Consider the following 25181-nt stretch of genomic DNA (forward strand, 5'->3'; position numbering starts at 1 on the left):
ATGGGTTGGCTAGAAAATCGATTCCGCCGTGCCGGAGCCCTGTGAGCCGCTGGCCTCTTCCAGTTCACGGCTGATCTGGCTGTTCTGGTAGTCAGGCAGGTGATCCTCGTGAAACAGCTCAACGATGCCGCCGGACTGCTCGTCGCGCAGGCGACGGCCACTATCGGGATCAATGCGTGCGGTAATAACCGTCTCCGGGCGCTCGGGCCACGCCGAGGGTGTGCCTTCCAGGGCTTGTCCCATAAAGTCGATCCAGATAGGCAGGGCTGCCTGGGAGCCATACTCGGAGATGGTCTCGTTGCTGTCCTTGCCGACCCAGACGGTGGTGACCAGCTCGTCGTTAAAACCGGCAAACCAGGCGTCACGCTGGCTGTTGGTGGTGCCGGTTTTGCCAACGATATCGTCGCGCTCAAGGCTCAGTGCGGCGCGCCCGGTGCCGCTCTCGATCACGTCACGCATCATGTCGCGGAGAATATACACCGCAGCCGGGTCGGCCACGCGCTTCGCAACAGGGTAGTCGTGGCCGTCTATCTCTACCGTCTCCTGGTCGTCTTCGCACCCACGGCAGGCCACCTGTGGGTTTGCTTCGTTGAGGATTTCCTCTTCTTCGTCACCTTGGCGAGCGACCTTTTCGATAAACCAGGGCGAAACCTGGAAGCCACCGTTGGCCAGCACCGAATAGGCGTTGGTCATTTCCATCGGTGTCAGCGTCGCGCTGCCCAGTGCCAGCGAAAGGCCGTTAGGCAGACGGCCTTCGGCAAAGCCAAAGCCTTTCAGGTAGTCAAGCGTGTAGTTGATGCCCATGCTTTGCAGAACGCGGATGGTCACCAGATTGCGTGAGCGGGCCAGCGCCGGGCGAAGCCGTGTGGGACCCTGGAAGTCGCGGCTCGAATTCACCGGGCGCCATAGCTCGTTGCTGCCGTCATCCATCACCACGGGGGCATCATTGACGACGCTGGCCGCGTTCATTTCGCCATCTTCAAGGGCGGCGAGGTAGATAAACGGCTTGAAGATGGAGCCGGCCTGGCGCTGGGCCTGAACCGCACGGTTAAACTTGCTGGCGTTGAAGTCGAAGCCGCCCTGAAGCGCCCGAATCGCCCCGGTGCGCGGGTCCTGGGCCACCAGCGAGCCTTCTGCATCGGGGCGCTGTGACAAGCGCAGCTGCCCTTCCTCGTCTTCAACGACGCGAACCAGGTCGCCGCGTACCGCGATCTCCTGGGCCGAGCTGGGCTCGGCACCGCGGCTGCGCGGGCTGAGATAAGGACGTGCCCAGCTCAAGCCTTCCCACGGTATCTGGCGCAGTTCGCCGTCAACCAGCACGTCCATTTGCTGGCCGCTGCTCTCGACGACAATCGCGGGTTCCAGCATGCCATAGCGGGGCGTGCGGTCGAGGACCTGAAGCCAGTTGCTGACATCACCGTCGATACCCTCGATTTCAGTTTGGCTGCGTTCGGCCGCCTGGCGGGCGGTTTGGCGAATTTCCGGCGACTCGGCAAGCTCTTCTTCCAGGCCCCGGGTTTCGGTCTCTTCCTGGGCTTCAACCAGGCTTGCGGCAATGTCACGCTCCTCTGGCCCGCGCCAGCCATGGCGACGGTCGTAGGCAATCAAGCCGTTGGCCAGAGCGCGGCGGGCGGTGGGCTGCAGCTCGCTGTCGATGGTCGTGTAGATGCGATAGCCGCCGGTGTAGGCGTCGTCCCCAAAGCGGTCGATGGCGTATTGGCGAGCCATTTCGGCCACGTAGGACGCATCCACTTCCGGCTCGGTGGAATGCCGTTCTGCGGTTACTGGCGCCTGGACGGCCTCCCGGTAGGTTGCTTCGTCGATGTGGCCCAGCTCGCGCATGCGGAACAGAATCCAGTTGCGGCGAATCAGCGAACGTTCGGAGTTGGCCAGGGGATTGAACGCCGACGGGGCTTTGGGCAGGCCGGCGATCATGGCGGTTTCGGCCAGCGTCAGCTCATCCAGGGGTCTGTCGTAATAGGTGTCGGCCGCCGCGGCAATACCGTACGCCCGGTTACCCAGGAAGATTTTGTTTACATAAAGTTCAAAAATTTCTTGTTTGTTTAACACCTGTTCCATCTGCAGGGCGAGCAGTATTTCGCGAATTTTACGCGTGAAGGTTTGGTCAAGCGTCAGCAGATAATTGCGCGCCACCTGCATGGTAATGGTGGAGCCGCCAGACTGGATGGTCCCGCCGCTGCGCACCAGTTCCAGCGAGGCGCGCGCCAAACCGCGCGGGTCCACGCCCTGATGGTCGAAGAAACTGGCGTCTTCGGCGGCAGTCAGCGCGTTGATCATCTCATCGGGAATTGCCTCGAAATCAATTTCAATGCGCCGCTCTTCACCAAACTCCCCGATCAGGCGCCCGTCGCGGGTCAGGATGCGCAAGGGGGTGTGCAATTCAAAGTTTTGCAACTGACGAACGTCGGGAAGCCCCGGAGAGAAATAGATAGCGGCGCCGACCAGGGCAAGAACGACGGCACCGGTAAGCGAGACCAGAATGCCTAACAGCGACACAATAAGGGTGCGGAGAAACGTCATGAATGGAAAGTACCCGTGGGATGAATAAAAAAGAGACGGTATCTAAACGACCGTATCACGCAACTGGCTGCCATTATAGGAAGCCAAGGCGGCCGCCACCAGTGTTGATGTGCCATGATGCGGCGTGAGTGTGACTCGGCTTAAAATCATGTAACCTCAAGCAACGCGATAGGCAAGCGACTCCGGACCCATAATGCGCTTACTCAAACCCCGTAACGGGTTGATCGGCGTCGATATTACGTCGGCGACTGTCAAGCTGCTCGAACTCAAGAACGCGCATCAGAACTTTCAGGTGCAAAGCTACGCGGTGCGTCCGCTCCGTGAAGGGGCGGTAGTGGAACGGCGTATCCGCGATATCGACGATGTCGCCCAGGTTCTCAGTCGTGCGGTAGAACATGCCAGTCCGTCAACGCGTAAAGCGGCGGTGGCCGTACCGGCGAGCGCCGCGATCACCAAGACGCTCAGCTTTCCGCGCTCCCTTGGCGAAGACGACATCGAAGCCCGGATTATCGACGAGTCTGACCGGCATATTCCGTTTCCGTTCAATGAGGTGGCGTTTGACTTTGAGTGCCTGGGGCCATCGCCATTCGACGATGATCAGCAGCAGGTAGTGCTGGTGGCCTGCCGCCAGCAGGATGTAAGCCAGTTAACCGAGACCCTCGAGCGTGCCGGGCTTGAACCCGCCGCCGTTGAAGTTGAAACCTTTGCCATGGAGCGATCGTTCGAAGTGTTGCGCCGCCAGCTTCATGTTGAGGACGACCCCGACGCCTGCGTCGGCCTGGTGGATATCGGGGCCAATATGAACGCCTTTCACGTCGTGCGCGGTGGGCACATCGTCTACAGTCGTGACACGGTCTTTGGTGGCCGCCAACTGACCGATGCCATCCGCGACCGTTACCAATTAAGTATGGAGGAGGCCGGTTTTGCCAAAAAACGCGGCGGCCTGCCCGATGACTATCATGACAGCGTGCTTAACCCGTTTTTGGAAACGGTCGTGCAGCAGGTGGGGCGCTCGCTCCAGCTTTACTACACCGCGGGGCGTCAGCATGAGGTCAAGCACATTGTGCTGGCGGGCGGGTCGAGCGTGATTCCGGGCCTGGCGGAGCGAATCGCTGAAGATAGCGGCATGACGGTGACCATCGCCAACCCCTTCCAGGCCATGGCGGTCAACAAGCGCCTGGATGTCGAAGCGCTCACCAACGATGCCCCGGCGATGCTGACAGCAGGCGGCCTGGCCATGAGGGTTGGGCAATGAGCATTACCATCAACCTGTTGCCCTGGCGCGAGGAACAGCGCGAACGGCGCACACGGCGTTTTTACTCTTTCATGGTGCTGATGTTGTTGATAGGCGTCGCACTCGGCTGGGGCATTGCCAAGTTTTATTCAATGCAACTGGCTGCCCAGCAACAGCGCAATGCGTTTATCGAGACCCAGGCCCGGGAGTTGACAGAGGATATTGGCAACCTGGAGCAGTATAAGGCGGACGCCCTGCGGCTTGGGGAGCAACTGGTGCTGTTTCAAACGCTGCAAACGCAGCGGGCCAGCACCGTCGAGCTGTTCAATGCGCTCGCAAGCAGCGTCGCCAGCGGTGTGGTCTACCGGCAGGTATCTCGCAACGGTGCCCAGATAAGCATCGAAGGGGTTGCGGCCAGCGAACGGCAGGTGTCCGAGCAGTTACGCCGCGTCGCTGACAGTGGGGCGTTTGGCGTGCCATCGCTATCCGAAGTCGAGAGCGACGCCGAGGAGGGCGGCCGACAGTTCCGTTTCGACGTTGAGCAACCGTCACTGTCAACGTCCGTCGAGGAGCAGCCATGATCTGGAAGCGGGCGCGGTGGGCGCAGGAATGGCAACAGCTGCGCGATGTCGATTGGCGAGACCTGGATGTGAAAGAAGCCGGTGGCTGGCCATTGCTGCTTAAAGCGCTGTGCGGTGGGCTGGCCTTGCTGGTGGCTGTGTTGATCATGGAATGGTTGATCATCGGCGAGCGTCGCGCTGAGTTGGCCAGTGCGCAGCAGCAAGAATCGCGCTTGCTTGGTGACTATCGTCGGCAGTCGGGTGAAGCGGCCCAGCTGCCCAAGATGCGCGAGCAGCTTGCCACGCTGGAAGACCAGATGGAGCGTGTGCGCGCCATCCTGCCCACCGATGCGGAGATCCCATCGTTGCTCGATAGCATCAGCGATGCCGCGGTGGATAACCGGCTGACGATCGAAACCATTCGTTTGCGCCCCACCGTTACCCAACGGCACTATGTGGAGCAGCCGCTGGATATACAGGTACGCGGCGACTTTCACCAGATTGCCCGTTTTGCCGCCGATATTGCCTCGCTATCCCGGCTGGTGACCCAGCACGACTTCACATTGGCGCCCGTCGATAACAGCGGGGGCAACCTGCGGCTTTCCTTGCTGGCGCGAACCTACCGGGACCGGGAGGAAAATCCATGACGTCGTTGGTGCGCCGAGGTCTGGTTGCCGGATGGCTGGCGGGCTTGCTCCTGTTGACGGGCTGTGCGGATCCGGCACTCCCGCAACTGGAGGCAAGCCTTGATGATATTCGGCAAAAGGCCAGCAGTGAGCCGGTCATGGTGATTCCCTACATACCGCTTTACCCGGCACAACGCTATCAGCACAGTGACGCGCGCAGCCCCTTTTTGCCGCCGCAATCGATACAGGACAACGCCTACGGCGTGGCGGGTGAAAATGGGCCGGACCCGCAACGACCTGCCGAACCGCTGGAGCGCTTTTCACTGCAAGAGCTGCAGCTGGTTGGCACGCTACGCATGGGCGGGCGGCAGGTGGCCATGATTGCGACACCTGAGGGCGAGGTGGTTAACGTCAGGGAAGGTAATTATATGGGCACCAACGATGGCCGCATTGTGGCCATTTCCGCCCGGGAAATTGAGATTCGTGAACGCGTTTACACCCAGCAAAATGGCTGGCAGACACGTCCTGCTTCGCTCACCATCGACGATGAGCGCTAAATGATGACGGGCATGCGCATCACGCAGCGACCCAAAGCAAGTGGATGGAGACCCATGGCAAACACCTTGGCAAGCCGTTTTCGGCAAAGCATGCTGGCAGCAATGATGCTACTTCCCGGCTGGGCGATGGCGTCGGTGCTCACCGACCTGGATGTGCGAGAGACGCAGGGCGGCGATGTGGCGTTGGAGTTGCGCTTCAGCGGCGATGTGCCTGAACTCAACGGCTACCCGCTGACGGACCCACCGCGTTTGGCGCTGGACCTGGCGGATACCCAAAACGGCCTGGCCGAGCGTCGCACACGCGTTGACCTGGGTGGCATTGAAGGCATTACCGCGCTGGAGGGCAGTGGTCGCACGCGCCTTGTACTGGATCTGGAGACGCCCCGCCAGTTTCGTTCATCGGTGTCCGGTGACCGGCTGACGGTGACCCTGGCGGCCGCCCGTGCATCGAATGAGGCGCCAGTCGAACGCCTTGAAACCGCGCAGGGGCCGCAGGTGCAGGATATCGACTTTCAGCGCGGTGAGGACGGGGCAGGGCGCCTGCTGGTTACCTTTGATCGCGACAATGTCAGGCCCGAGGTGCGCGAGGGCGGACGTAATGAGGTGATTGTCGATCTGGGTGAGGTGAATGTGCCCGACGCCCTCAATCAGGTCTATGACGTGACGGATTTTGCCACGCCGATCACACGCATCACCCCGCGCCGCGGGCAAGGCGGCAGCGAGCTGGTGCTGGCCACCGACGGCCCCTATGCCATGGTGTCATCCCAGTCAGGCGATCAGTTGACGGTGGAAGTGCAGCCTGTCAGCGAAGCGCCCCAGCAGGCCCGGGTGGATCAAGGCGAAGACTACACCGGCGAGCGCCTGAGCCTTAACTTCCAGGACATCGAAGTGCGCGCCGTGCTTGCCACGCTCGCCGATTTTACCGGCTTGAACCTGGTGGCCAGTGACAGCGTCAGCGGGCGGGTAACCCTCAATCTTAACGATGTGCCCTGGGACCAGGCGCTGGACCTGATTCTCCAGAGCCAGGGGCTTTCCAGCCGTGAAAAGGGCAATGTGATTGTGGTGGCACCGGCGAGTGAGCTGGCCGAGTTGGAGCGCCAGGAACTGGAAGCCCGCGAACAGCAGGAAACGCTGGCGCCATTGATTACCGAGTTCATCGAAGTGAAATACGCCCGTGCCGAAGACCTGTCGCAACTGCTGCGTGGCGGTGATGGCTTCGGCCTGCTCACCGAGCGTGGTCGTGTCAGCGTTGATCAACGCACCAACACGCTGCTGGTTCAGGACACGCCGGATCAAGTGCGCGAAATCGTGCGCACCCTGGACCGCCTGGATGTGGCCGTCCGCCAGGTGCAGATTGAAGCCCGTATCGTGATTGCCCGTGATACGGCTTCCCGTGAGCTGGGCATCAACTGGGGGGCTTCCAGCACTCGCGGGTTTCAGGAAAGTGACAACGGTCAATTTACCGGCCGGGATATTAATCCCCAGGGCTTGAATCGCGCTCGCGGCGGACTGGCGGTTGATTTTGGCGACACCGCCGACGCCGGTGCCGGGTTCAGCTTTGGCTATCTGGCTGGCGACGTATTGCTCGATCTTGAGCTGCGCGCTCTGGAAAGTGAAGGCAAGAGCCAGACCATTTCGCAGCCCAAGATCATTACCGCCAATCAGCGCACCGCCACCATCAGCCAGGGCGAGGAGCGTGCCTTCCAGAGTGTTGACGGTAACGATAATCCGGATACCGAGTTCAAGGAGGCCGAGCTATCGCTTGAGGTCACCCCGCAGATTACGCCGGATAACCGCATCATCATGGATCTTCTGATTCGCAATGACAGCTTCCGGGAATCCGAGTTTGGGGGTGAACCGCCGATAGATACCAATGAAATCGAGACCCAGGTGCTGGTCGATAATGGTCAAACCGTGGTGCTGGGCGGTATTTTAACCACCGAGGAGCTGCGTCAAGTCGCCAAAACGCCGCTGCTCGGCGATATTCCCCTGCTGGGTCGACTGTTTCGCTATACCGAAGAGAGCAATGAAAAGGTAGAGTTGCTAGTCTTTATTACACCACGACTTCTTGATGATGGCTTAACGGTTCGCTGATGCAGGATTTACCCAACCTTTTTCTGATTGGCCCCATGGGGGCTGGCAAAAGCACGATTGGTCGACTGCTGGCAGCCGAACTATCGCGCGACTTTTTTGATAGCGACCACGCCATTCAAGCGCGCTGCGGGGCCGATATCCCGTGGATTTTTGATGTGGAAGGCGAGCAGGGCTTTCGCCAGCGTGAGATTCACATGATCGACGAGCTGACCCAACGCCATCCCGTGGTCGTGGCGACCGGCGGTGGCGCGGTGCTGCGCGAGGAAAACCGCCGCGCACTCCGCGAGCGGGGCACGGTGGTGTATCTGTTGACCACTGTCGATCAGCAGCTCCGGCGCACGGCCAAAGACCGCAACCGCCCGCTGTTGCAGTGTGCCGACCGTGAGAAGGTGCTGAACGATATGTTCGCCGCCCGAGACCCGCTATATCGCGCCACGTCGGATATTACCGTGCGCACCGACCGGCGCAGTCCGCGGGCGGTGGTCAACGAAATTGTGCGACGCGTCCGGCGCCTGGTCGACCCTCTTGAATCCATAAACTCGTCAAACAAGGTATCCCCATGACCGCAGTTGACGGCGTACAGCGTACGCTTGAGGTGGCGCTCGGCGAGCGCAGCTATCCGATCCTTATTGGTACGGGGCTTGTGGGCAGGCCCGACATGCTGACGCCGTATCTGGCCGGTCAGCAGGTCATGGTGGTCACCAATGAAACCATTGCCCCACTGTATCTGGAGCGTCTCTGCGATAGCCTGCCGGATGATCTGGAGGTGCGCACGGTCGTGCTGCCCGATGGCGAACAGTACAAGACCATCGAGCAGGTAGAGCGTATCTGGAATGCGCTGTTGGAAGCGGGGTTTAATCGTCGCTGTACCTTGATCGCCCTGGGCGGCGGCGTCATTGGTGACATGGTCGGCTATGCGGCCGCCGCCTACCAGCGTGGCGTGGCCTTTATCCAGGTGCCGACCACGCTGCTGTCCCAGGTGGACTCCTCGGTGGGCGGTAAGACCGGCGTCAATCACCCGCTGGGTAAGAACATGATCGGTGCCTTCTGGCAGCCCAAGGCCGTGCTGGTCGATATCGACACGCTGACCACACTGCCCGCGAGGGAGCTGTCAGCGGGGCTCGCGGAGGTGATCAAATACGGTTTCATCCGCGATGAAACCTTCCTGGCTTGGCTGGAAGCCAACATGGCGGCATTACGCCGTGTGGAGCCCGAGGTGATTGCCGAAGCCATCGCCCGAAGCTGCCTTATAAAAGCGGATATTGTCGCTGAGGATGAAACCGAGCAGGGTGTTCGCGCGCTGCTCAACCTGGGACACACCTTTGGCCACGCCATTGAAGCGCACCAGGGCTATGGCAACTGGTTGCACGGCGAAGCCGTAGGCGCGGGGATGGCAATGGCCGCCACGCTTTCCCAAGCGCTTGGCTGGATCTCGACCGAAGACTGCGAGCGCAGCCTGGCGCTGATCGAGAGCGCCGGCTTGCCTGTCCATGCACCGGCAGGCATGTCGAGTGACGATTTTCTGGCCCGCATGCGGCTGGACAAGAAAAACATCGATACCCGCCTGCGCCTGGTGCTGCTCGAGGCGTTGGGCAGCGCCTGCGTCAGCGATGCGGTGCCGCCTGACCAGCTAACAAGCCTGCTCGATCGCTACCCGCGGCGCTAGCCGCTGATTTTCACTTGTATTGCACCTTGTCGACACCTCGCTTTGACCAAGCGGGGTGTTTTTAGGTCGTGCGCACTAATTGTTTATGCTTTAGCTAATCCGTATGCCTTATGCAGCATCGGCATGGCTAAAAAGCACCTTATTAGACTAAAGTCTAGTTATTTTGGTTTTTCGTTAAAATAGCGTTTGGCTGCATTGCAAGTGGTTGAAGGATATCGATTTTTTAATTGATCGGTTGTGCAACTACAGGATTTGGAAAGGGTTTTGAGGGTCCGGGGGGCGAGGAAAGATTGCGCAAAGCGGCTGCAAATCGCTATGCTGACCGGCCATTTTCCAATGGTAGCGAAGGCAAAAGCCGCCCTCCAGCAGGCCGGTGATCACCACTTAAAAAATCAATAACCCGCCTTTTTATCACAACCGCGCTACCAAAAAAACACGCTGACTAGACTAGAGGCACGCCCATGAATAGAGGTCTTCACCAGCCCGGCGAGTTTCGCGACAACTGCGGCTTTGGCCTGATTGCCCATATGGAAGGGCAGGCCAGCCACGATCTGTTGAAAACCGCGATCGAGTCCCTCACCTGCATGACGCACCGGGGGGGTATCGCTGCGGACGGTAAAACCGGCGATGGCTGCGGGCTGTTGCTTAAAATGCCCACTCACTTCATGCAGGCGGTGGCCAAGGATGCCTTGGGCGTGGAACTGGGCGAGCGCTTTGCCGTTGGGGTCGTGTTCCTTCCCGATGATGACAAACGGGCCGCCCGCGGACGCGATACCCTTGAAGACACGCTCAAGGCGCGAGGCCTGAGCGTGATCGGCTGGCGCGACGTACCCACGGATTCCAGCGTATGCGGGCCGATGTCGCTCGATTGCCTGCCGCGCATCAAACAGGTCTTCGTGCAGCCGGGCAGCGGTGAGCACTTTGACGTTGACCTGTTCATGGCGCGCCGTTATGCCGAACAGGCAATGCGCGATGACGAAGACTTTTATGTCGCCTCGCTGTCGTCTGAAGTGGTGTCTTACAAAGGGCTGGTGATGCCCGAAGACCTGCCGGCCTTCTACACAGACCTCAACGACCCGCGTCTGGAAACGGCTATCTGCGTCTTCCATCAGCGTTTCTCGACCAACACCGCACCGCGCTGGCCGCTTGCCCAACCGTTCCGTCTGCTGGCGCACAACGGTGAGATCAACACCATTCAAGCCAACCGCGGCTGGGCGAACTCGCGTAAAGCGAACTTCGTTAACGAACGCCTGCCGGACATCGCTGAACTGGATGAAATCGTCAATACCACCGGTTCAGACTCCTCCAGCATGGATAACATGCTGGAAGTGCTGCTCACCGGTGGCATGGAGCTACACCGCGCAGTGCGCATGATGGTGCCGCCTGCCTGGCAGAACGTCGAAACCATGGACGCCGAGTTGCGCGGCTTCTACGAATACAACTCCATGCATATGGAACCCTGGGATGGCCCGGCGGGCGTCGTGATGACCGACGGTCGCCAGGCTGTCTGCATGCTCGACCGCAACGGCCTGCGCCCCGCGCGCTGGGTGATCACCAAGAATGGCTATATCACCCTGGCGTCGGAAATCGGCACCTACGGCTACCAGCCGGAAGACGTGGTGGCCAAAGGCCGCGTGGGCCCCGGCCAGATGCTGGCGGTGGATACCCATACCGGTGAGGTACTGCACACCGAGGACATCGACAATCGGTTGAAGTCGGCGTATCCGTACAAGCGCTGGCTCAAGCAGGAAGCCAACTACCTGGAATCGGCGCTCACCGAGTTGGCGCGTTTCCAGAACATGGATGGCAATGCCCTGAACGTGCAGCAGAAGATGTTCCAGGTCAGCTTTGAAGAACGCGACCAGGTGCTGCGCCCGTTGGCTGAAAGCGGTCAGGAGGCGGTAGGTTCAATGGGCGATGATACGCCCATGGCGGTGCTGTCCAGCCGTCCGCGGCTGCTGACGGATTATTTCCGCCAGAAGTTTGCCCAGGTGACCAACCCGGCCATCGATCCGCTACGTGAAGCCATCGTCATGTCGCTGGAAACCTGTTGCGGCGCCGAGCTGAATGTTTTCAAAGCGACCCCGGAGCATGCCCACCGGCTGATCTTGACCACGCCGGTGCTGTCGCCGCGCAAATTTACCGCCCTGGTCAGTCAGGATGATCCGGCGTTTGCCAGTCACACCCTGTCGCTTGGCTATGACCCCGAGCAGCAGTCGCTCAAACAGGCGCTGACCGCGCTGTGTAAGGAAGCCGAAACCCAGGTACGGGCCGGTAAGGTCCTGCTGGTGTTGACCGATGCCGATTTAACCCAGGGGCTATTGCCGATTCAGGCCGCGCTGGCGGTGGGCTCGGTTCATAGCCACCTGGGCCGACTCGCCCTGCGTCCCAACGCCAATATTGTGGTCGAGACCGGCTACGCCCGGGACGCCCACCAGATGGCCGTACTGTTCGGCGTGGGCGCGACGGCGGTCTACCCATGGCTTGCCTACCAGGTGATGGCGGATATGCACCGCACCGGCGAACTGACCGGCAACCCGGCAGACGCGCGGGAAAACTACCGTAAAGGCCTGCAGAAGGGGCTGTTCAAGATCCTCTCCAAGATGGGCATCTCGACACTGGCGTCTTACCGCGGTTCGATGCTGTTCGAAGCCGTCGGCCTCGACGACGACATCATGCAGATGTGCTTCCCGGGCATGGCGTCGCGCATCCAGGGCACCGGCTTTGCCGAGCTGCAGATGCAGCAGGCATTGCTGGCCAAAGACGCCTGGATTCCGCGCAAGGGCATCACCCAGGGTGGCTTGTTCAAGTACGTTCATAACCACGAGTATCACGCCTATAACCCTGACGTGGTGATGACGCTTCAGGCCGCCGTGCAGGAAGGCAGCTACGCCAAGTGGAAGAAATTCGCCCAGCTGGTCAACGAGCGGCCGGTGGCGACAATCCGCGATCTACTGGCCCTCAAGCCTGCCGAAACGCCGGTTTCGCTGGATGACGTCGAGCCGGTCGAAGACCTGCTGCCGCGCTTTGACAGCGCGGGCATGTCGCTGGGCGCGCTGTCGCCGGAGGCTCACGAAGCCTTGGCCCAGGCGATGAACGAGGAAGGTGGCCGCTCCAACTCCGGCGAGGGCGGCGAAGACCCGGCGCGCTACGGCACCATTCGCAGCTCCAAGATCAAGCAGATTGCCTCTGGCCGCTTTGGCGTGACGCCTCACTACCTGGTCAATGCGGAAGTCCTGCAGATCAAGGTCGCCCAGGGCGCCAAGCCCGGTGAGGGTGGTCAGCTACCGGGCGGCAAGGTCAATCAGCTGATTGCGCGGCTGCGCTACTCGGTGCCCGGCGTGACGCTGATTTCACCGCCGCCGCATCACGACATCTATTCGATCGAAGACCTGGCGCAGCTGATCTTTGACCTCAAGCAGGTCAACCCGGACGCCCAGGTATCGGTCAAGCTGGTGTCCGAGCCGGGTATCGGCACTATCGCGACAGGGGTTGCCAAGGCCTACGCGGACCTGATTACCGTGTCCGGCTATGATGGGGGCACCGCCGCAAGTCCGCTGACCTCAATCAAGCATGCCGGGTCACCCTGGGAGCTTGGGCTACCGGAAGTCCACCAGGCGCTGCGTATCAACAGCCTGCGTGACAAGATCCGCCTGCAGACCGACGGCGGCCTGAAGACCGGTTTGGACGTGGTCAAGGCGGCAATCCTGGGGGCGGAAAGCTTCGGCTTCGGGACCGCGCCGATGGTTGCGCTGGGCTGCAAGTACCTGCGCATCTGTCACCTGAACAACTGTGCCACGGGTGTCGCCACCCAGGACGACTACCTGCGCGGCGAGCACTTCCGCGGTACCGTGGACATGGTCAAGAACTACTTCCGCTTTATCGCCGAAGAAGTGCGCGAGCTGATGGCCATGCTCGGTGTGACCAAACTCACCGATCTGATCGGCCGTACCGACCTGCTTGAAGTACTGGAAGGCAATACCGCCTCCCAGCGCAAGCTGGATTTGACGCCGCTGCTGACCAACGACTTCGTGCCCGCGGATGCGCCCCAGTTCTGCAAGGTGAGCCGTAACGTGCCCCACGATCCGGGTGCCAAAAACCAGGAAGTGTTGGCGGCATTGAAAGATGCCATCGAAAACCAGTCGGGTGGCGAGTTCGATTTCACCATTACCAACTGTGACCGCAGTGTCGCCGCGCTGACATCCGGCGCGATTGCCAAGCGCTACGGTGAAGAAGGCCTGGAAAACGCGCCGATCACCGCCCGCTTTACCGGCGTTGCCGGGCAGAGCTTCGGGGTGTGGAACGCCCGTGGCCTGAACCTGTATCTCGAAGGCGATGCCAACGACTACGTGGGTAAAGGCATGAACGGCGGCAGCATCGTGATTGTGCCGCCGAAAGTCAGTGAATTTGAAAGCCATAAAACGGCGATCATCGGCAACACCTGCCTGTATGGCGCGACCGGCGGTACGCTGTTTGCGGCGGGTACGGCGGGTGAACGTTTCGGGGTGCGCAACTCCGGGGCGACGGCCGTTATCGAAGGTGCAGGCGACCACTGTTGCGAATACATGACCGGCGGCCTGGTCTGTGTCCTCGGTGAGACCGGGGTGAACTTCGGCGCCGGCATGACGGGCGGGTTTGCCTACGTGCTGGATGAAGAGCGCACCTTCGTCGACAAGTACAACCATGAACTGGTTGAGATTCACCGTGTTAACACCGAAGCAATGGAGGCGTATCGTCGCCACCTGCGCGAAATGATTGAGGCCTACGTCGCAGCGACAGGATCAGCACGTGGGGCGGCTATTTTGGAAGACTTCAGCGACTACGCGCGTCACTTCTGGCTGGTAAAACCCAAGGCAGCAAGCCTGGGTAGCCTGCTGGATCAGTCTCGGCGTCAGCCGGAATAACCGTTTTGTGCCCCTATCGCTGACAGGAGAGAAATCATGGCCAACCGTTTGAATAACGATTTCCAGTTTGTGGATGTGGGTCGTCAGGACCCGCAGAAAAAAGATGCGCGTAAGCGTGCCAAAGAATTTACTGAAATCTACGAGCCGTACAAGCCCACCGATGCGGCCAGCCAGGCACACCGCTGCCTGCACTGTGGCAACCCTTACTGCGAGTGGAAGTGCCCGGTGCACAACTATATTCCCAACTGGCTGCAGCTGGTGGTGGAAGGCAACATTATCGAAGCCGCCGAGCTGTCGCACAAAACCAACTCGCTGCCCGAGGTATGTGGCCGTGTGTGCCCCCAGGACCGTCTGTGCGAGGGTGACTGCACGCTCAACGACGGCTTTGGCGCGGTGACCATTGGTTCGATCGAGAAGTACATTACCGACACCGCCTTTGCCATGGGCTGGCGTCCGGATATGTCCCAGGTCACCTGGACGGACAAGAAAGTGGCAATTGTGGGTGCCGGTCCTGCGGGCCTCGGTTGCGCCGATATTCTGGCGCGCAATGGTGTCAAGCCGGTGGTGTTCGACAAGTACCCTGAAATCGGCGGCCTGCTGACGTTCGGTATTCCCGAGTTCAAGCTGGAAAAGAACGTCATGGAACGCCGTCGTGCGGTCTTTGAAGAGATGGGCGTCGAGTTCCGGCTGAATACCGAGATCGGTACCGACGTTGAGTTCGATACCCTGCTTCAGGACTACGACGCCGTTTTCCTGGGCATGGGTACCTACAAGTACATGGAAGGCGGCTTCCCGGGCGAAGATCTTCCGGGTGTTTATAAAGCGCTCGACTTCCTGATTGCCAACGTCAATCGCTGCCTGGGCTTTGAAAAAGACCCCAACGATTACATTTCCATGGAAGGTCAGCGCGTGGTAGTTCTGGGCGGTGGTGATACCGCCATGGACTGCAACCGCACCTCGATCCGTCAGGGGGCCACCAGCGTCACCTGCGCCTACCGCCGTGACGAAGAGAACATGCCGGGGTCGCGCAAGGAGGTCGCCAATGCCCGGGAAGAGGGCGTCGAGTTCCTGTTCAACCGTCAGCCGGTTGCCGTTGTCGGTGACGACAAGGTCGAAGGCGTGAAGGTGGTGCGCACCCGTCTGGGCGAGCCGGATGAAAACGGTCGCCAGCGCCCTGAAGTGGTTCCAGGCTCGGAAGAGATTGTTGCCGCCGATGCCGTGGTCATTGCCTTCGGCTTCCAGGCAAGCCCTGCCCCGTGGTTTGACCCCGCCAATATCCAGGTGGACGAGCGTGACCGGGTGAAAGCGCCGGAGCATGGCCAGTACGCCTACCAGACCAGCAACGAGAAGATCTTTGCCGGTGGCGATATGGTGCGCGGCTCTGACCTGGTGGTCACCGCCATCTATGAAGGCCGTCAGGCAGCGGAAGGCATGCTGGATTACCTGGGCGTGTAGCGCGCGCCTGACGCATAGAGCAGCGCCAGGGATAGGTCGTAGCGAGGGTCTTTCGCCAGGGATGGCGAAAGTAGCGCCCAGGGATGGGTTCACAGCGCCCTCGCGGAGACCTATCGCTGGGGCGTTGGCACAAGTGTGATTCAGTTGAGTAGGTCTTGGATGCTCAGTTCAAATTGAGCCTTAGGTCGTACTCTGCTATTCTGTCGTCCCATCCTGGTGTGGCTTTCTGCCGTGCCTTTTGATCACGTTTCGACAGGTTTTTCATGACACGATATATCTTCGTGACCGGCGGCGTTGTGTCCTCTCTTGGCAAGGGCATCGCGTCGGCCTCGCTGGCGGCGATTCTCGAGGCACGCGGCCTTAAGGTCACCATGCTCAAGCTCGACCCCTACATCAACGTCGACCCGGGCACCATGAGTCCCTTCCAGCATGGCGAGGTATTTGTCACCGAGGATGGTGCCGAAACCGACCTTGACCTTGGTCACTACGAACGCTTTATTCGTACCAAAATGACCCAGGGCAACAACTTCACCACCGGCCGTGTCTATGAGCATGTGCTGCGCAAAGAGCGCCGTGGTGACTACCTGGGCGGTACCGTTCAGGTGATTCCGCATATCACCGACGAGATCAAGCAGCGCGTCTACGCCGGGGGCGAAGGCTTCGACGTGGCGCTGGTGGAAATCGGCGGTACGGTCGGCGATATCGAGTCGCTCCCCTTCCTGGAATCGATTCGCCAGATTCGCAGCGAACAGGGTGCCAACCGCGCGCTGTTCATGCACCTGACGCTGGTGCCTTACATCAAGACGGCGGGTGAAACCAAAACCAAGCCAACTCAGCACAGCGTCAAGGAGCTCCGCTCCATCGGTATCCAGCCGGATATCCTGATCTGCCGCAGCGAAGTTGAGTTGGAAGAGAGCGAACGCCGCAAAATCGCCCTGTTCACCAACGTTGAAGAGCGTGCGGTCGTGCCGCTGCAGGATGCCGATACCATCTACCGTATCCCGCTGATGCTTCACGAACATGGGCTGGACGATATCGTCTGTGACAAACTGCGTCTGGAGGCCGGCCCGGCGGATCTTTCCGAGTGGGTGAAGGTCCTGGATGCCAAGCTCAACCCGCTGAAGTCGGTCAGCATCGCCATGGTCGGCAAGTACATGGAATTGCTCGACGCCTATAAGTCGCTCAATGAAGCGTTGACCCATGCCGGTATCCAGGGGCGCATCAAGGTCAATATCGACTTCGTCGACTCGGAAGATATCGAGCGCCATGGTACCGAACGGCTGGCCGGTAAAGACGCCATCCTGGTGCCGGGTGGCTTCGGCGAGCGCGGCGTTGAAGGCAAGATCATGACCGCTCAGTTTGCCCGTGAAAACAAGGTGCCGTATCTGGGGATCTGCTTGGGCATGCAGGTGGCCGTGATCGAGTTTGCGCGTCATGTGGCGGGCTGGGAAGATGCCAACTCCACCGAGTTCACCCACAATACCCAGCACCCCGTTGTCGGCCTGATTACCGAATGGCTGAATGCAGAAGGCAAGATTGAGCTGCGCGATGCAGCGTCCGACCTGGGGGGCACCATGCGCCTGGGCGGGCAGATATGCCGCCTCGCGTCGGGCAGCAAGGCACGTGAAGCCTATGGTGCTGATGAAATCGTCGAGCGCCACCGCCACCGTTTCGAGGTCAATAACCAGTTTATCGACGACCTGGAAAAGGCGGGGCTGGTGATTTCAGGCAAGAGCGTCGACCAGTCGCTGGTGGAAATGGTCGAGCTTGCTGACCATCCCTGGTACGTCGCCTGCCAATTCCACCCGGAATTCACCTCGACGCCCCGCGATGGTCATCCGCTCTTCTCGGGCTTTATCAATGCCGCCGTCGAACACAAGGCCGCGCGAGCACGTGCCCACGCGGCACCTCAGGAATAACCACAGGTCAGGAATAACAGGGGGAAGCATGGCTTCTCAAGAGACATTCCAAGAGCACCATATCAACGTTGCCGGCCTAACCGCCGGCAATTCTTTGCCACTGATGCTGCTGGGGGGCATGAACGTCCTGGAGTCGGCTGAGCTGGCCGACGAAGTGGCCGAGACCTACGTCAAGGTAACCCAGAAACTGGGCATGCCCTACGTCTACAAGGCGAGTTTCGACAAGGCCAACCGCAGCTCGATCCACTCCTACCGTGGGCCGGGGCTGGAAAAAGGCCTGCAGATCCTGGCGGACATAAAAGCCCGCCACGGGGTGCCGGTGATCACCGACGTCCACGAGCCCTGGCAGGCCGCACCGGCAGCCGAAGTGGCCGATATTATCCAGCTGCCAGCGTTTCTTGCACGTCAGACCGATCTGGTCGTGGCCATGGCCAAGACAGGGGCGGCGATCAATATCAAGAAACCACAGTTTTTGGCGCCGCATGAAATGCGTCATATCCTCACCAAGTTCCGGGAAGCCGGTAACGACCGCCTGATGCTCTGCGAGCGCGGCACCAGTTTTGGCTATAACAACCTGATTGTGGATATGCTGGGCCTGGGCGATATGAAGCAAACCGGGTCGCCGGTGTTTTTCGACGTGACCCACGCACTGCAGCGCCCCGGTGGGCGTGCCGATAGCGCCGACGGGCGCCGTGCCCAGGTGGCGGAACTGGCTCGCGCGGGCGTCGCGGTGGGGTTGGCCGGGCTGTTCCTGGAAGCGCACCCCGACCCGGACAATGCCAAGTGCGATGGCCCCTGCGCCTTGCCGCTGGATCAGCTGGAGCCGTTTCTGACCCAGCTCGTGCAGCTGGATGCGCTGGTGAAAGGCTTTGCGCCGCTGTCCATTCGCTGATGGCGCCGCCAAACGTGATACGTTAAACCTCCATTAGACCGACAACTAAGGACACTGTCATGACCAAAATCGTTGATATCCGTGCGTTGGAAGTACTCGATTCACGCGGCAACCCCACCGTTCAGGCGACCGTTCGCCTGGCAAGCGGTGCGGTAGGCGACGCCTGTGCCCCAAGCGGCGCTTCTACCGGCTCGCGGGAAGCGCTCGAACTACGTGATGGCGACAAGGCGCGCTACCTGGGTAAAGGCGTGCTCAAAGCAGTGGACGCGGTCAATGGCAGAATCCGTGAGGCATTGCTGGGGATGGACGCGCGCGACCAGCGTGGCCTGGACGACGCCATGCTGACCCTGGACGGCACGGACAACAAGGCCAACCTGGGCGCCAATGCCATTCTGGCCGTATCGCTTGCGGCAGCTAAAGCCGCTGCCAATGCCAAAGGCGTGCCGCTCTACGCGCACATCGCCGAGCTATACGGCCAGCCTGGCCAGTACCGCATGCCGGTGCCGATGATGAACATCCTGAACGGCGGCGAGCACGCGGATAACAACGTCGATATCCAGGAATTCATGGTCCAGCCGGTCGGCGCGCCCAGCTTCCGTGAAGGCCTGCGCATGGGCGCGGAAATTTTCCACGCGCTGAAAAAGGTTCTGTCGGCCAAGGGGCTCTCCACCTCGGTCGGCGACGAAGGCGGTTTCGCCCCCAACCTGGCGTCCAACGCTGACGCGCTGGCGGTTATCAAGCAGGCGGTTGGCGATGCGGGCTACTCGCTGGGCAGCGATGTGACGCTGGCGCTGGACTGTGCGTCTTCCGAATTCTACAAGGATGGTCAGTACAACCTTGCCGGTGAAGGCAAAAGCTACGACGCCCAGGGCTTCACTGATTACCTTGCAGGCCTGTGCGCGGACTACCCGATCGTGTCCATCGAGGATGGCATGGATGAATCTGACTGGGACGGCTGGAAAGCGCTGACCGATAAACTGGGCGATAAGGTCCAGCTGGTTGGCGATGATTTGTTCGTGACCAACACCAAGATCCTCAAGCGCGGTATCGACGAGCAGATCGGCAACTCGATCCTGATCAAGTTCAACCAGATCGGTTCGCTGTCGGAAACGCTGGATGCCATCAAGATGGCCCAGGACGCAGGCTTTACCGCGGTGATTTCCCATCGTAGCGGTGAGACCGAAGATACCACCATCGCCGATTTGGCCGTGGGCACCTGTGCCGGGCAGATTAAAACCGGCTCGCTTTGCCGCAGCGACCGTGTTGCCAAATACAACCGCCTGCTGGTCATCGAGGATGAACTGGGCGACGTCAGCTACCCGGGAATCAAGGCGATTAAAGGCCAATAAGGCTAGAAATGGCAGCGGCTTTGTAAGAGATGTCTCAAGATTTTGTAAGAGATCTCTTACAAATGCCGTCGAAAATCGCTCGATAGGTGTAGGAAAAACAGAAATTTTTCACTAATTAAAATTTAAGTATCTGTTTTTAAAGATGTTTATAAAAAGGGTAGGCCAGCATGGTCTACCCTTTGTCGTTTTTGGACCGCCTTGTGGTATCAGACGGTTCTGCCACAATGCCCATCAAGGACAAGGGGGGCAAGGATGTCGCCCAGGCAGGATGCAACGGGATGCAGGTTGGTGCGCCGGGTGAAACAGAGATGTAAGCCCTGGCAAGGACAGCACCAAAGGAAGTTGACACAGGGAGTGGTCAAGAGGAAGTGCTTGGAGCGGGCGGCCTACGGGCCGCCTTTTTTTTGCATGCATGTCGCATGATTAAGATAAAAGGCCAATAGACCTAAAAATCAGTAGATAGAAAAAAAACCAGCGTATTGGCTGGTTTTAATAGGATCGCTGTTAATGGTGCCGTGAATGGCTTCAGCGTTCCAGCTTCTCCAGCTTGCCGCTTTTTCCATCCCACTCTTCAGCATCGGGCAGCGGGTCTTTCTTCTCGGCAATGTTGGGCCACACTTCCGACAGTTCCGCGTTGATTTCAATAAACTGCTCTTGTCCCTCGGGCAGTTCATCCTCCGAATAGATTGCCTCGGCAGGGCATTCCGGCTCGCACAGCGCGCAGTCGATACATTCGTCCGGGTGGATCACCAGAAAGTTGGGGCCTTCGTAGAAACAGTCGACCGGGCAGACTTCGACACAGTCGGTGTATTTACATTGGATGCAGTTCTCGGTAACGACAAACGTCATCTTGCTATCCCTCTTGCGGGACCAAGGGGACGCCCTTGGTCGTGGTCAATCGTGAATGGTTATAAATCAGCCGTTTTTTATAAGCTAAAAAGTATGGGCGACATTCTAGAGGTGCCCAAACGCGGCGGCAAGCGCCGTGGCGTTGTTCTGTCACGCGAATTTAGAGCAGCTCGCGCCATTGATATAACAGCGACAGTGCCTCACGTGGCGATAGGCCATCCACATCCGCGTTTTCCAGCGCCTCCACCACCGGGTGAGGTGCGCTGGCAAACAAATCATTCTGCTGAGGTGCAGTTGTTTGAGACAGCGGCATTTGGCGTTGTTCCTCAACGTCGCGCTGCTCAAGGGTCACCAGCTTTTCACGCGCCCGCTGGATGACCTGGCTGGGCACCCCCGCCAGCTGGGCGACCTGCAAGCCGTAACTCTGGCTGGCGGGTCCCGACTCGATACGGTGCATGAAGACGATGTTGTCGCCATGCTCGGTAGCCGTTAAGTGAATATTGGCCACGCCGTCGGCCTGGTCGGGTAGCCCGGTCATTTCAAAGTAGTGGGTCGCGAATAGCGTCAAGGCACGGGCACTGGCCAGATGCTCTGCACTTGCCCACGCCAATGACAGGCCGTCAAAGGTGCTGGTGCCGCGGCCGATCTCGTCCATCAGCACCAGGCTGTGCTCGGTGGCATTGTGCAGGATATTGGCGGTCTCGGTCATTTCGACCATGAAGGTCGAGCGCCCGCCCGCCAGGTCATCCGACGAGCCGATGCGGGTAAAGATGCGGTCGACGGGGCCTATTTCGGCGGCGTCCGCCGGGACAAAGCTGCCGCTGTGGGCCAGCAACGCAATCAACGCCGTCTGGCGCATGTAGGTGGATTTACCGCCCATGTTGGGGCCGGTGATAATCAGCATGTGCTGCTCGGGGGTGAGGGTGACATCGTTGGGGACAAAGGGATGGTCACTCACCTGCTCGACCACCGGGTGGCGACCGGCGTGGATGGTCAGACCGGTGGCCTCCACCAGGGTCGGGCGTACCCAGTTGAGTGCCTCGGCGCGTTCGGCAAAGGCGCACAGTACATCCAGCTCGGCCAGCGCCTGGGAGGTCCGCTGCAGCGCGTTGAGTTCCTCGTTGAGCGCATTGAGCAACTGGTCGTAGAGCCACTTTTCCCGGCTTAGCGCACGGGATTTCGCCGAGAGGGCCTTGTCTTCGAACTCTTTAAGCTCGGGGATGATAAACCGCTCGGCGTTTTTCAGCGTCTGGCGGCGAATATAGTCGGCCGGGGCCTGCTGGGCCTGGGCCCGGGGCAGTTCGATAAAGTAGCCGTGCACGCGGTTATAGCCGACCTTCAGGTTGGCAAGGCCGGTGCGTTCGCGCTCGCGGGTTTCAAGCTGTACCAGGTAGTCACCGGCGTTTTCGGCCAGGCCACGGTGTTCGTCAAGCTCCGCGTCGTACCCCTGGGCGATGACGCCGCCGTCGCGAATCACCACCGGCGGATTGTCGACCAGCGCCCGCTGGAGGGTGTCGGTGATCTCCGGGTGGGGGCGAATATGCGGGCGCAGGCTATCCAGCAGGCTGCCGTTTTCGACCTCGCCCAACTGCTGCTCCAGCGTGGGCAGGGTGGCCAGGGCATCACGCAGGCGTGCCAGGTCGCGCGGACGGGCGCTATACAGTGCCACCCGGGCAAGAATGCGTTCGACGTCACCCACGTCGTTCAGGGTATCGCGGATGGCCAGGTAGTTGGCGTCCAGGCTTAATAGCGCAACGCCTGCCTGGCGACCCTGAATGACGTCGCGTTGGCGCAGCGGCCGATTCAGCCAGCGCTTCAGCAGGCGTGAGCCCATTGCCGTGGTGCAGGTATCCAGCACACTTGCCAGGGTGTTGTCGGTCCCGCCCCCCAGGTTGATATCGATTTCCAGGTTGCGTCGGCTGGCGGCATCGATCACCACCGCATCGTCGCGGTTCTCGACGCTGATGGCCGTCACGTGGGGCAGGCGTGAGCGCTGGGTGTCCCGCGCGTAGTCGATCAGCACGCCGGCGGCGACCAGCGCGGTGGTCAAGTGGGCGCAGCCAAAGCCGCGTAAGTCCTGCACTTCGAACTGGTCGCACAGGCTGCGGGTCGCGCTCTGCAAATCAAACAACCATTCACCCTGGCGGCGTAGGCCACGGGTCTGCGACCATGCGTCGGGCAGGGTAAGGCTCTCGGGGACCAGCAGCTCAGCCGGAGACAGCCGCGTCAGCTCGGCCAGCATCTCGGCCTCGCTGTCGACTTCCAGCACGCTAAAGCGGCCGCTGGAAAGCTCAAGCCAGGCCAGCCCCCACTGCTCGTTACCGGGCGCAACGGCCACCAGGACGTTGTCGCGCCGGGCATCCAGCAAGGCTTCGTCGTGCAGGGTGCCGGGCGTGACAATACGCACGACCTGGCGATCAACGGGACCTTTGCTTGTTGCCGGGTCGCCAATCTGTTCGCAGATAGCGACGGATTCACCGGCGGCCACCAGGCGTGCCAGGTAGCCCTCGGCGCTATGATAGGGGACGCCCGCCATGGGGATGGGCTTGCCGCCTGACTGGCCGCGCTGGGTCAGGGTGATATCCAGCAGCGCAGCGGCGCGCTTGGCATCGTCGAAAAACAGCTCGTAAAAGTCCCCCATCCGGTAAAACAGCAGTACCTCGGGGTGTTCGCGTTTGATCTTCAGGTATTGCGCGATCATTGGCGTGTGCGCGGGGCTGGGCTGTGACATGGGCGTCCTAATTAAGCGGGGCGCAAGCGCGTGGAACTTGCTGCCTGTTCTTTGAGCAACTGAAACACAGTATTCTACGCTGAATTGACGACGCACATGAAGGAGCGACGATGTCACCCAGTGTCTCAAGCTTGATGAATCTGGATTTATCCCTGCTGGCCCAACGCCTGGGGCGCCTTTGCCAGCAGGCGCAACTGGAAGTGACCGCGGCCGAGTCGTGTACCGGCGGCGGCATTGCCAGCGCGATCACCTCGGTGGCGGGTAGTTCGGCGTATTTCACCACCGGCTACGTCACCTACGCCAATACGGCCAAGACGCGGCTTCTGGGCGTGCCGGAAGCCACGCTCGACACCCATGGTGCGGTCAGCGATGCCGTGGTCAAGGCCATGGTGGCAGGGGCCTGCCGGGAAAGCGGTGCCGGACTTGCGGTTGCCGTCAGCGGTGTTGCAGGCCCCGACGGCGGTAGCGAAGCCAAACCCGTGGGCACCGTCTGGCTGGCGTGGGGCGATGCGGACCAGCAGCAAGCCGAGCGGTTTGTTTTCCCCGGCGACCGTCAGGCCGTTCGTGAGCAGGCCGTGCGCCAGGCACTGGCAGGCCTGATAGTGCGCCTGGCGGAAAAAGTGGGCGACGGCAGCGAGAAATAATCGCCCGAAACACTAGCTGAGGATTTGTTTAGCGGCTAATCTTTGGCATACTACTGGCTAATTATACAGCTTATGATGAGGATTGACTGAATGGCTCAGGATGATAATCGCACCAAGGCGCTCAACGCTGCGCTCAGCCAGATTGATCGCCAGTTTGGCAAAGGCACGGTCATGCGGCTGGGCGACGCTCCCCGCGTTGTCATGCCGTCGGTGTCCACCGGCTCGCTGGGTCTGGATATCGCCCTTGGTATCGGTGGCCTGCCGTATGGCCGGGTGGCTGAAATTTTCGGCCCGGAGTCCTCGGGTAAGACGACCCTGACCCTGTCGGTGATTGCGCAAGCCCAGAAGCAGGGCAAGGTTTGCGCGTTCGTGGATGCCGAGCATGCGCTGGACCCCAGCTATGCAGAAAAACTGGGGGTCAATCTTGACGACCTGCTGGTGTCTCAGCCGGATACCGGCGAACAGGCGCTGGAGATCACCGATATGCTGGTGCGTTCCGGCGGCGTCGATGTGATTATCATCGATTCGGTGGCGGCGTTGACCCCGCGTGCTGAAATCGAAGGCGAAATGGGCGATGCCCACGTTGGCCTACAGGCACGTTTGATGTCGCAGGCGTTGCGCAAGATCAGCGGCAATATCAAGAATGCCAACTGCCTGGTGGTGTTCATCAACCAGATCCGCATGAAAATCGGCGTGATGTTCGGCAGTCCCGAAACGACCACCGGCGGTAACGCGCTGAAGTTTTACTCAAGCGTGCGGCTGGACATCCGGCGTACGGGGTCGGTGAAAGTCGGCGACGAGGTCACCGGTAACGAAACCCGCGTGAAAGTGGTCAAGAACAAGGTGGCGCCGCCGTTCCGTCAGGCCGAATTCCAGATTCTCTACGGCAAAGGCATCTACCACGCCGGTGAAGTGGTCGACCTGGGTGTGCAGCAGAACCTGGTGGACAAGGCCGGTGCCTGGTACAGCTACAAGGGTAAAAAGATCGGTCAGGGCAAGGCCAATGCGGCCCAGTACCTGGAAGAGCACCCTGATGTCATGGAAGAGATCGAAAGCCAGATTCGCGCCCAGCTGCTTGCCCAGCCCGAGCCGAAGAAAGAAGAGGCTGCCAAGAAGGAAGAAGCGGCCGACGCCAACGCCGAAGACGACCTGCTTTAAGC

General features: G+C 60.3%; 17 protein-coding genes. 14 read left to right on the plus strand and 3 right to left on the minus strand.

Annotated elements, in window-relative coordinates; translation table 11 throughout:
- Window positions 1-9 precede the first annotated feature (9 nt).
- Window positions 10-2541, minus strand: coding sequence for a penicillin-binding protein 1A (locus ADS46_RS14640; protein WP_066321285.1), 2532 nt, complete (start codon window positions 2539-2541; stop codon window positions 10-12).
- Between the two features lie 193 nt (window positions 2542-2734).
- Between ADS46_RS14640 and pilM the strand changes: the two genes are divergently transcribed.
- From pilM to eno, 12 genes are all read left to right on the plus strand, one after another.
- Window positions 2735-3796 (plus strand): type IV pilus assembly protein PilM, encoded by a 1062-nt coding sequence (gene pilM / locus ADS46_RS14645; RefSeq protein ID WP_066321289.1) that lies wholly within the window; start codon window positions 2735-2737, stop codon window positions 3794-3796.
- The gene (locus ADS46_RS14650) at window positions 3793-4356 is read left to right on the plus strand and encodes a PilN domain-containing protein (protein WP_066321291.1); all 564 of its coding nucleotides are present in this window, start codon (window positions 3793-3795) and stop codon (window positions 4354-4356) included. Before pilM ends, ADS46_RS14650 begins: the two co-directional genes overlap by 4 nt.
- Window positions 4353-4982, plus strand: coding sequence for a type 4a pilus biogenesis protein PilO (locus ADS46_RS14655; protein WP_066321292.1), 630 nt, complete (start codon window positions 4353-4355; stop codon window positions 4980-4982). Before ADS46_RS14650 ends, ADS46_RS14655 begins: the two co-directional genes overlap by 4 nt.
- The gene (locus ADS46_RS14660; RefSeq protein WP_066321293.1) at window positions 4979-5518 is read left to right on the plus strand and encodes a pilus assembly protein PilP; all 540 of its coding nucleotides are present in this window, start codon (window positions 4979-4981) and stop codon (window positions 5516-5518) included. Before ADS46_RS14655 ends, ADS46_RS14660 begins: the two co-directional genes overlap by 4 nt.
- Before the next feature lie 54 nt (window positions 5519-5572).
- Entirely contained in the window at window positions 5573-7612 is a 2040-nt protein-coding gene (pilQ, locus tag ADS46_RS14665; RefSeq protein WP_066321296.1) for a type IV pilus secretin family protein, read from the plus strand.
- Window positions 7612-8175, plus strand: coding sequence for a shikimate kinase AroK (gene aroK, locus ADS46_RS14670; RefSeq protein WP_066321297.1), 564 nt, complete (start codon window positions 7612-7614; stop codon window positions 8173-8175). The genes pilQ and aroK overlap by 1 nt, the downstream gene beginning before the upstream one ends.
- On the plus strand, window positions 8172-9278 hold the full coding sequence (gene aroB / locus ADS46_RS14675) for a 3-dehydroquinate synthase (protein WP_066321298.1): 1107 nt from the start codon (window positions 8172-8174) through the stop codon (window positions 9276-9278). Before aroK ends, aroB begins: the two co-directional genes overlap by 4 nt.
- Before the next feature lie 461 nt (window positions 9279-9739).
- Window positions 9740-14182 (plus strand): glutamate synthase large subunit, encoded by a 4443-nt coding sequence (gltB, locus tag ADS46_RS14680; protein WP_066321299.1) that lies wholly within the window; start codon window positions 9740-9742, stop codon window positions 14180-14182.
- A gap of 36 nt (window positions 14183-14218) precedes the next feature.
- Entirely contained in the window at window positions 14219-15637 is a 1419-nt protein-coding gene (locus ADS46_RS14685) for an FAD-dependent oxidoreductase (protein WP_066321300.1), read from the plus strand.
- A 263-nt stretch (window positions 15638-15900) separates the two neighbouring features.
- Complete coding sequence (locus ADS46_RS14690; protein ID WP_066321302.1) at window positions 15901-17556, plus strand: CTP synthase; 1656 nt, start codon at window positions 15901-15903, stop codon at window positions 17554-17556.
- A 28-nt stretch (window positions 17557-17584) separates the two neighbouring features.
- A complete protein-coding gene (gene kdsA / locus ADS46_RS14695; RefSeq protein WP_066321304.1) occupies window positions 17585-18448 on the plus strand; it encodes a 3-deoxy-8-phosphooctulonate synthase in 864 nt (287 codons plus the stop codon).
- 59 nt (window positions 18449-18507) lie between these two features.
- Entirely contained in the window at window positions 18508-19797 is a 1290-nt protein-coding gene (eno, locus tag ADS46_RS14700) for a phosphopyruvate hydratase (RefSeq protein WP_066321305.1), read from the plus strand.
- 525 nt (window positions 19798-20322) lie between these two features.
- Here eno and fdxA read toward each other — a convergent pair.
- Both fdxA and mutS read right to left on the minus strand, forming a co-directional pair.
- On the minus strand, window positions 20323-20646 hold the full coding sequence (fdxA, locus tag ADS46_RS14705) for a ferredoxin FdxA (RefSeq protein ID WP_066321307.1): 324 nt from the start codon (window positions 20644-20646) through the stop codon (window positions 20323-20325).
- Between the two features lie 160 nt (window positions 20647-20806).
- Window positions 20807-23377, minus strand: a complete 2571-nt coding sequence (gene mutS, locus ADS46_RS14710) for a DNA mismatch repair protein MutS (protein ID WP_066321308.1) — start codon at window positions 23375-23377, stop codon at window positions 20807-20809.
- A gap of 110 nt (window positions 23378-23487) precedes the next feature.
- On the opposite strand from mutS, the gene ADS46_RS14715 reads away from it, so the two are divergent.
- Window positions 23488-24021, plus strand: a complete 534-nt coding sequence (locus ADS46_RS14715; protein WP_066321309.1) for a CinA family protein — start codon at window positions 23488-23490, stop codon at window positions 24019-24021.
- Window positions 24022-24111: 90 nt separating this feature from the next.
- On the plus strand, window positions 24112-25179 hold the full coding sequence (gene recA / locus ADS46_RS14720) for a recombinase RecA (RefSeq protein ID WP_066321310.1): 1068 nt from the start codon (window positions 24112-24114) through the stop codon (window positions 25177-25179).
- Window positions 25180-25181: the final 2 nt, after the last annotated feature.

The sequence above is a fragment of the Halomonas sp. G11 genome (assembly GCF_001663515.1).
Lineage (GTDB): Bacteria > Pseudomonadota > Gammaproteobacteria > Pseudomonadales > Halomonadaceae > Vreelandella.

Bases quoted from the DNA above. Each gene is read 5' to 3' on its own strand.
- ADS46_RS14690 (WP_066321302.1), top strand. From the start codon at position 15,901: ATGACACGATATATCTTCGTGACCGGCGGCGTTGTGTCCTCTCTTGGC.
- ADS46_RS14640 (WP_066321285.1), bottom strand. From the start codon at position 2,541: ATGACGTTTCTCCGCACCCTTATTGTGTCGCTGTTAGGCATTCTGGTC.
- ADS46_RS14650 (WP_066321291.1), top strand. From the start codon at position 3,793: ATGAGCATTACCATCAACCTGTTGCCCTGGCGCGAGGAACAGCGCGAA.
- recA (WP_066321310.1), top strand. From the start codon at position 24,112: ATGGCTCAGGATGATAATCGCACCAAGGCGCTCAACGCTGCGCTCAGC.
- mutS (WP_066321308.1), bottom strand. From the start codon at position 23,377: ATGTCACAGCCCAGCCCCGCGCACACGCCAATGATCGCGCAATACCTG.
- kdsA (WP_066321304.1), top strand. From the start codon at position 17,585: ATGGCTTCTCAAGAGACATTCCAAGAGCACCATATCAACGTTGCCGGC.
- ADS46_RS14655 (WP_066321292.1), top strand. From the start codon at position 4,353: ATGATCTGGAAGCGGGCGCGGTGGGCGCAGGAATGGCAACAGCTGCGC.
- ADS46_RS14685 (WP_066321300.1), top strand. From the start codon at position 14,219: ATGGCCAACCGTTTGAATAACGATTTCCAGTTTGTGGATGTGGGTCGT.
- ADS46_RS14660 (WP_066321293.1), top strand. From the start codon at position 4,979: ATGACGTCGTTGGTGCGCCGAGGTCTGGTTGCCGGATGGCTGGCGGGC.
- aroB (WP_066321298.1), top strand. From the start codon at position 8,172: ATGACCGCAGTTGACGGCGTACAGCGTACGCTTGAGGTGGCGCTCGGC.
- fdxA (WP_066321307.1), bottom strand. From the start codon at position 20,646: ATGACGTTTGTCGTTACCGAGAACTGCATCCAATGTAAATACACCGAC.
- ADS46_RS14715 (WP_066321309.1), top strand. From the start codon at position 23,488: ATGTCACCCAGTGTCTCAAGCTTGATGAATCTGGATTTATCCCTGCTG.
- eno (WP_066321305.1), top strand. From the start codon at position 18,508: ATGACCAAAATCGTTGATATCCGTGCGTTGGAAGTACTCGATTCACGC.
- gltB (WP_066321299.1), top strand. From the start codon at position 9,740: ATGAATAGAGGTCTTCACCAGCCCGGCGAGTTTCGCGACAACTGCGGC.
- pilQ (WP_066321296.1), top strand. From the start codon at position 5,573: ATGGCAAACACCTTGGCAAGCCGTTTTCGGCAAAGCATGCTGGCAGCA.
- pilM (WP_066321289.1), top strand. From the start codon at position 2,735: ATGCGCTTACTCAAACCCCGTAACGGGTTGATCGGCGTCGATATTACG.
- aroK (WP_066321297.1), top strand. From the start codon at position 7,612: ATGCAGGATTTACCCAACCTTTTTCTGATTGGCCCCATGGGGGCTGGC.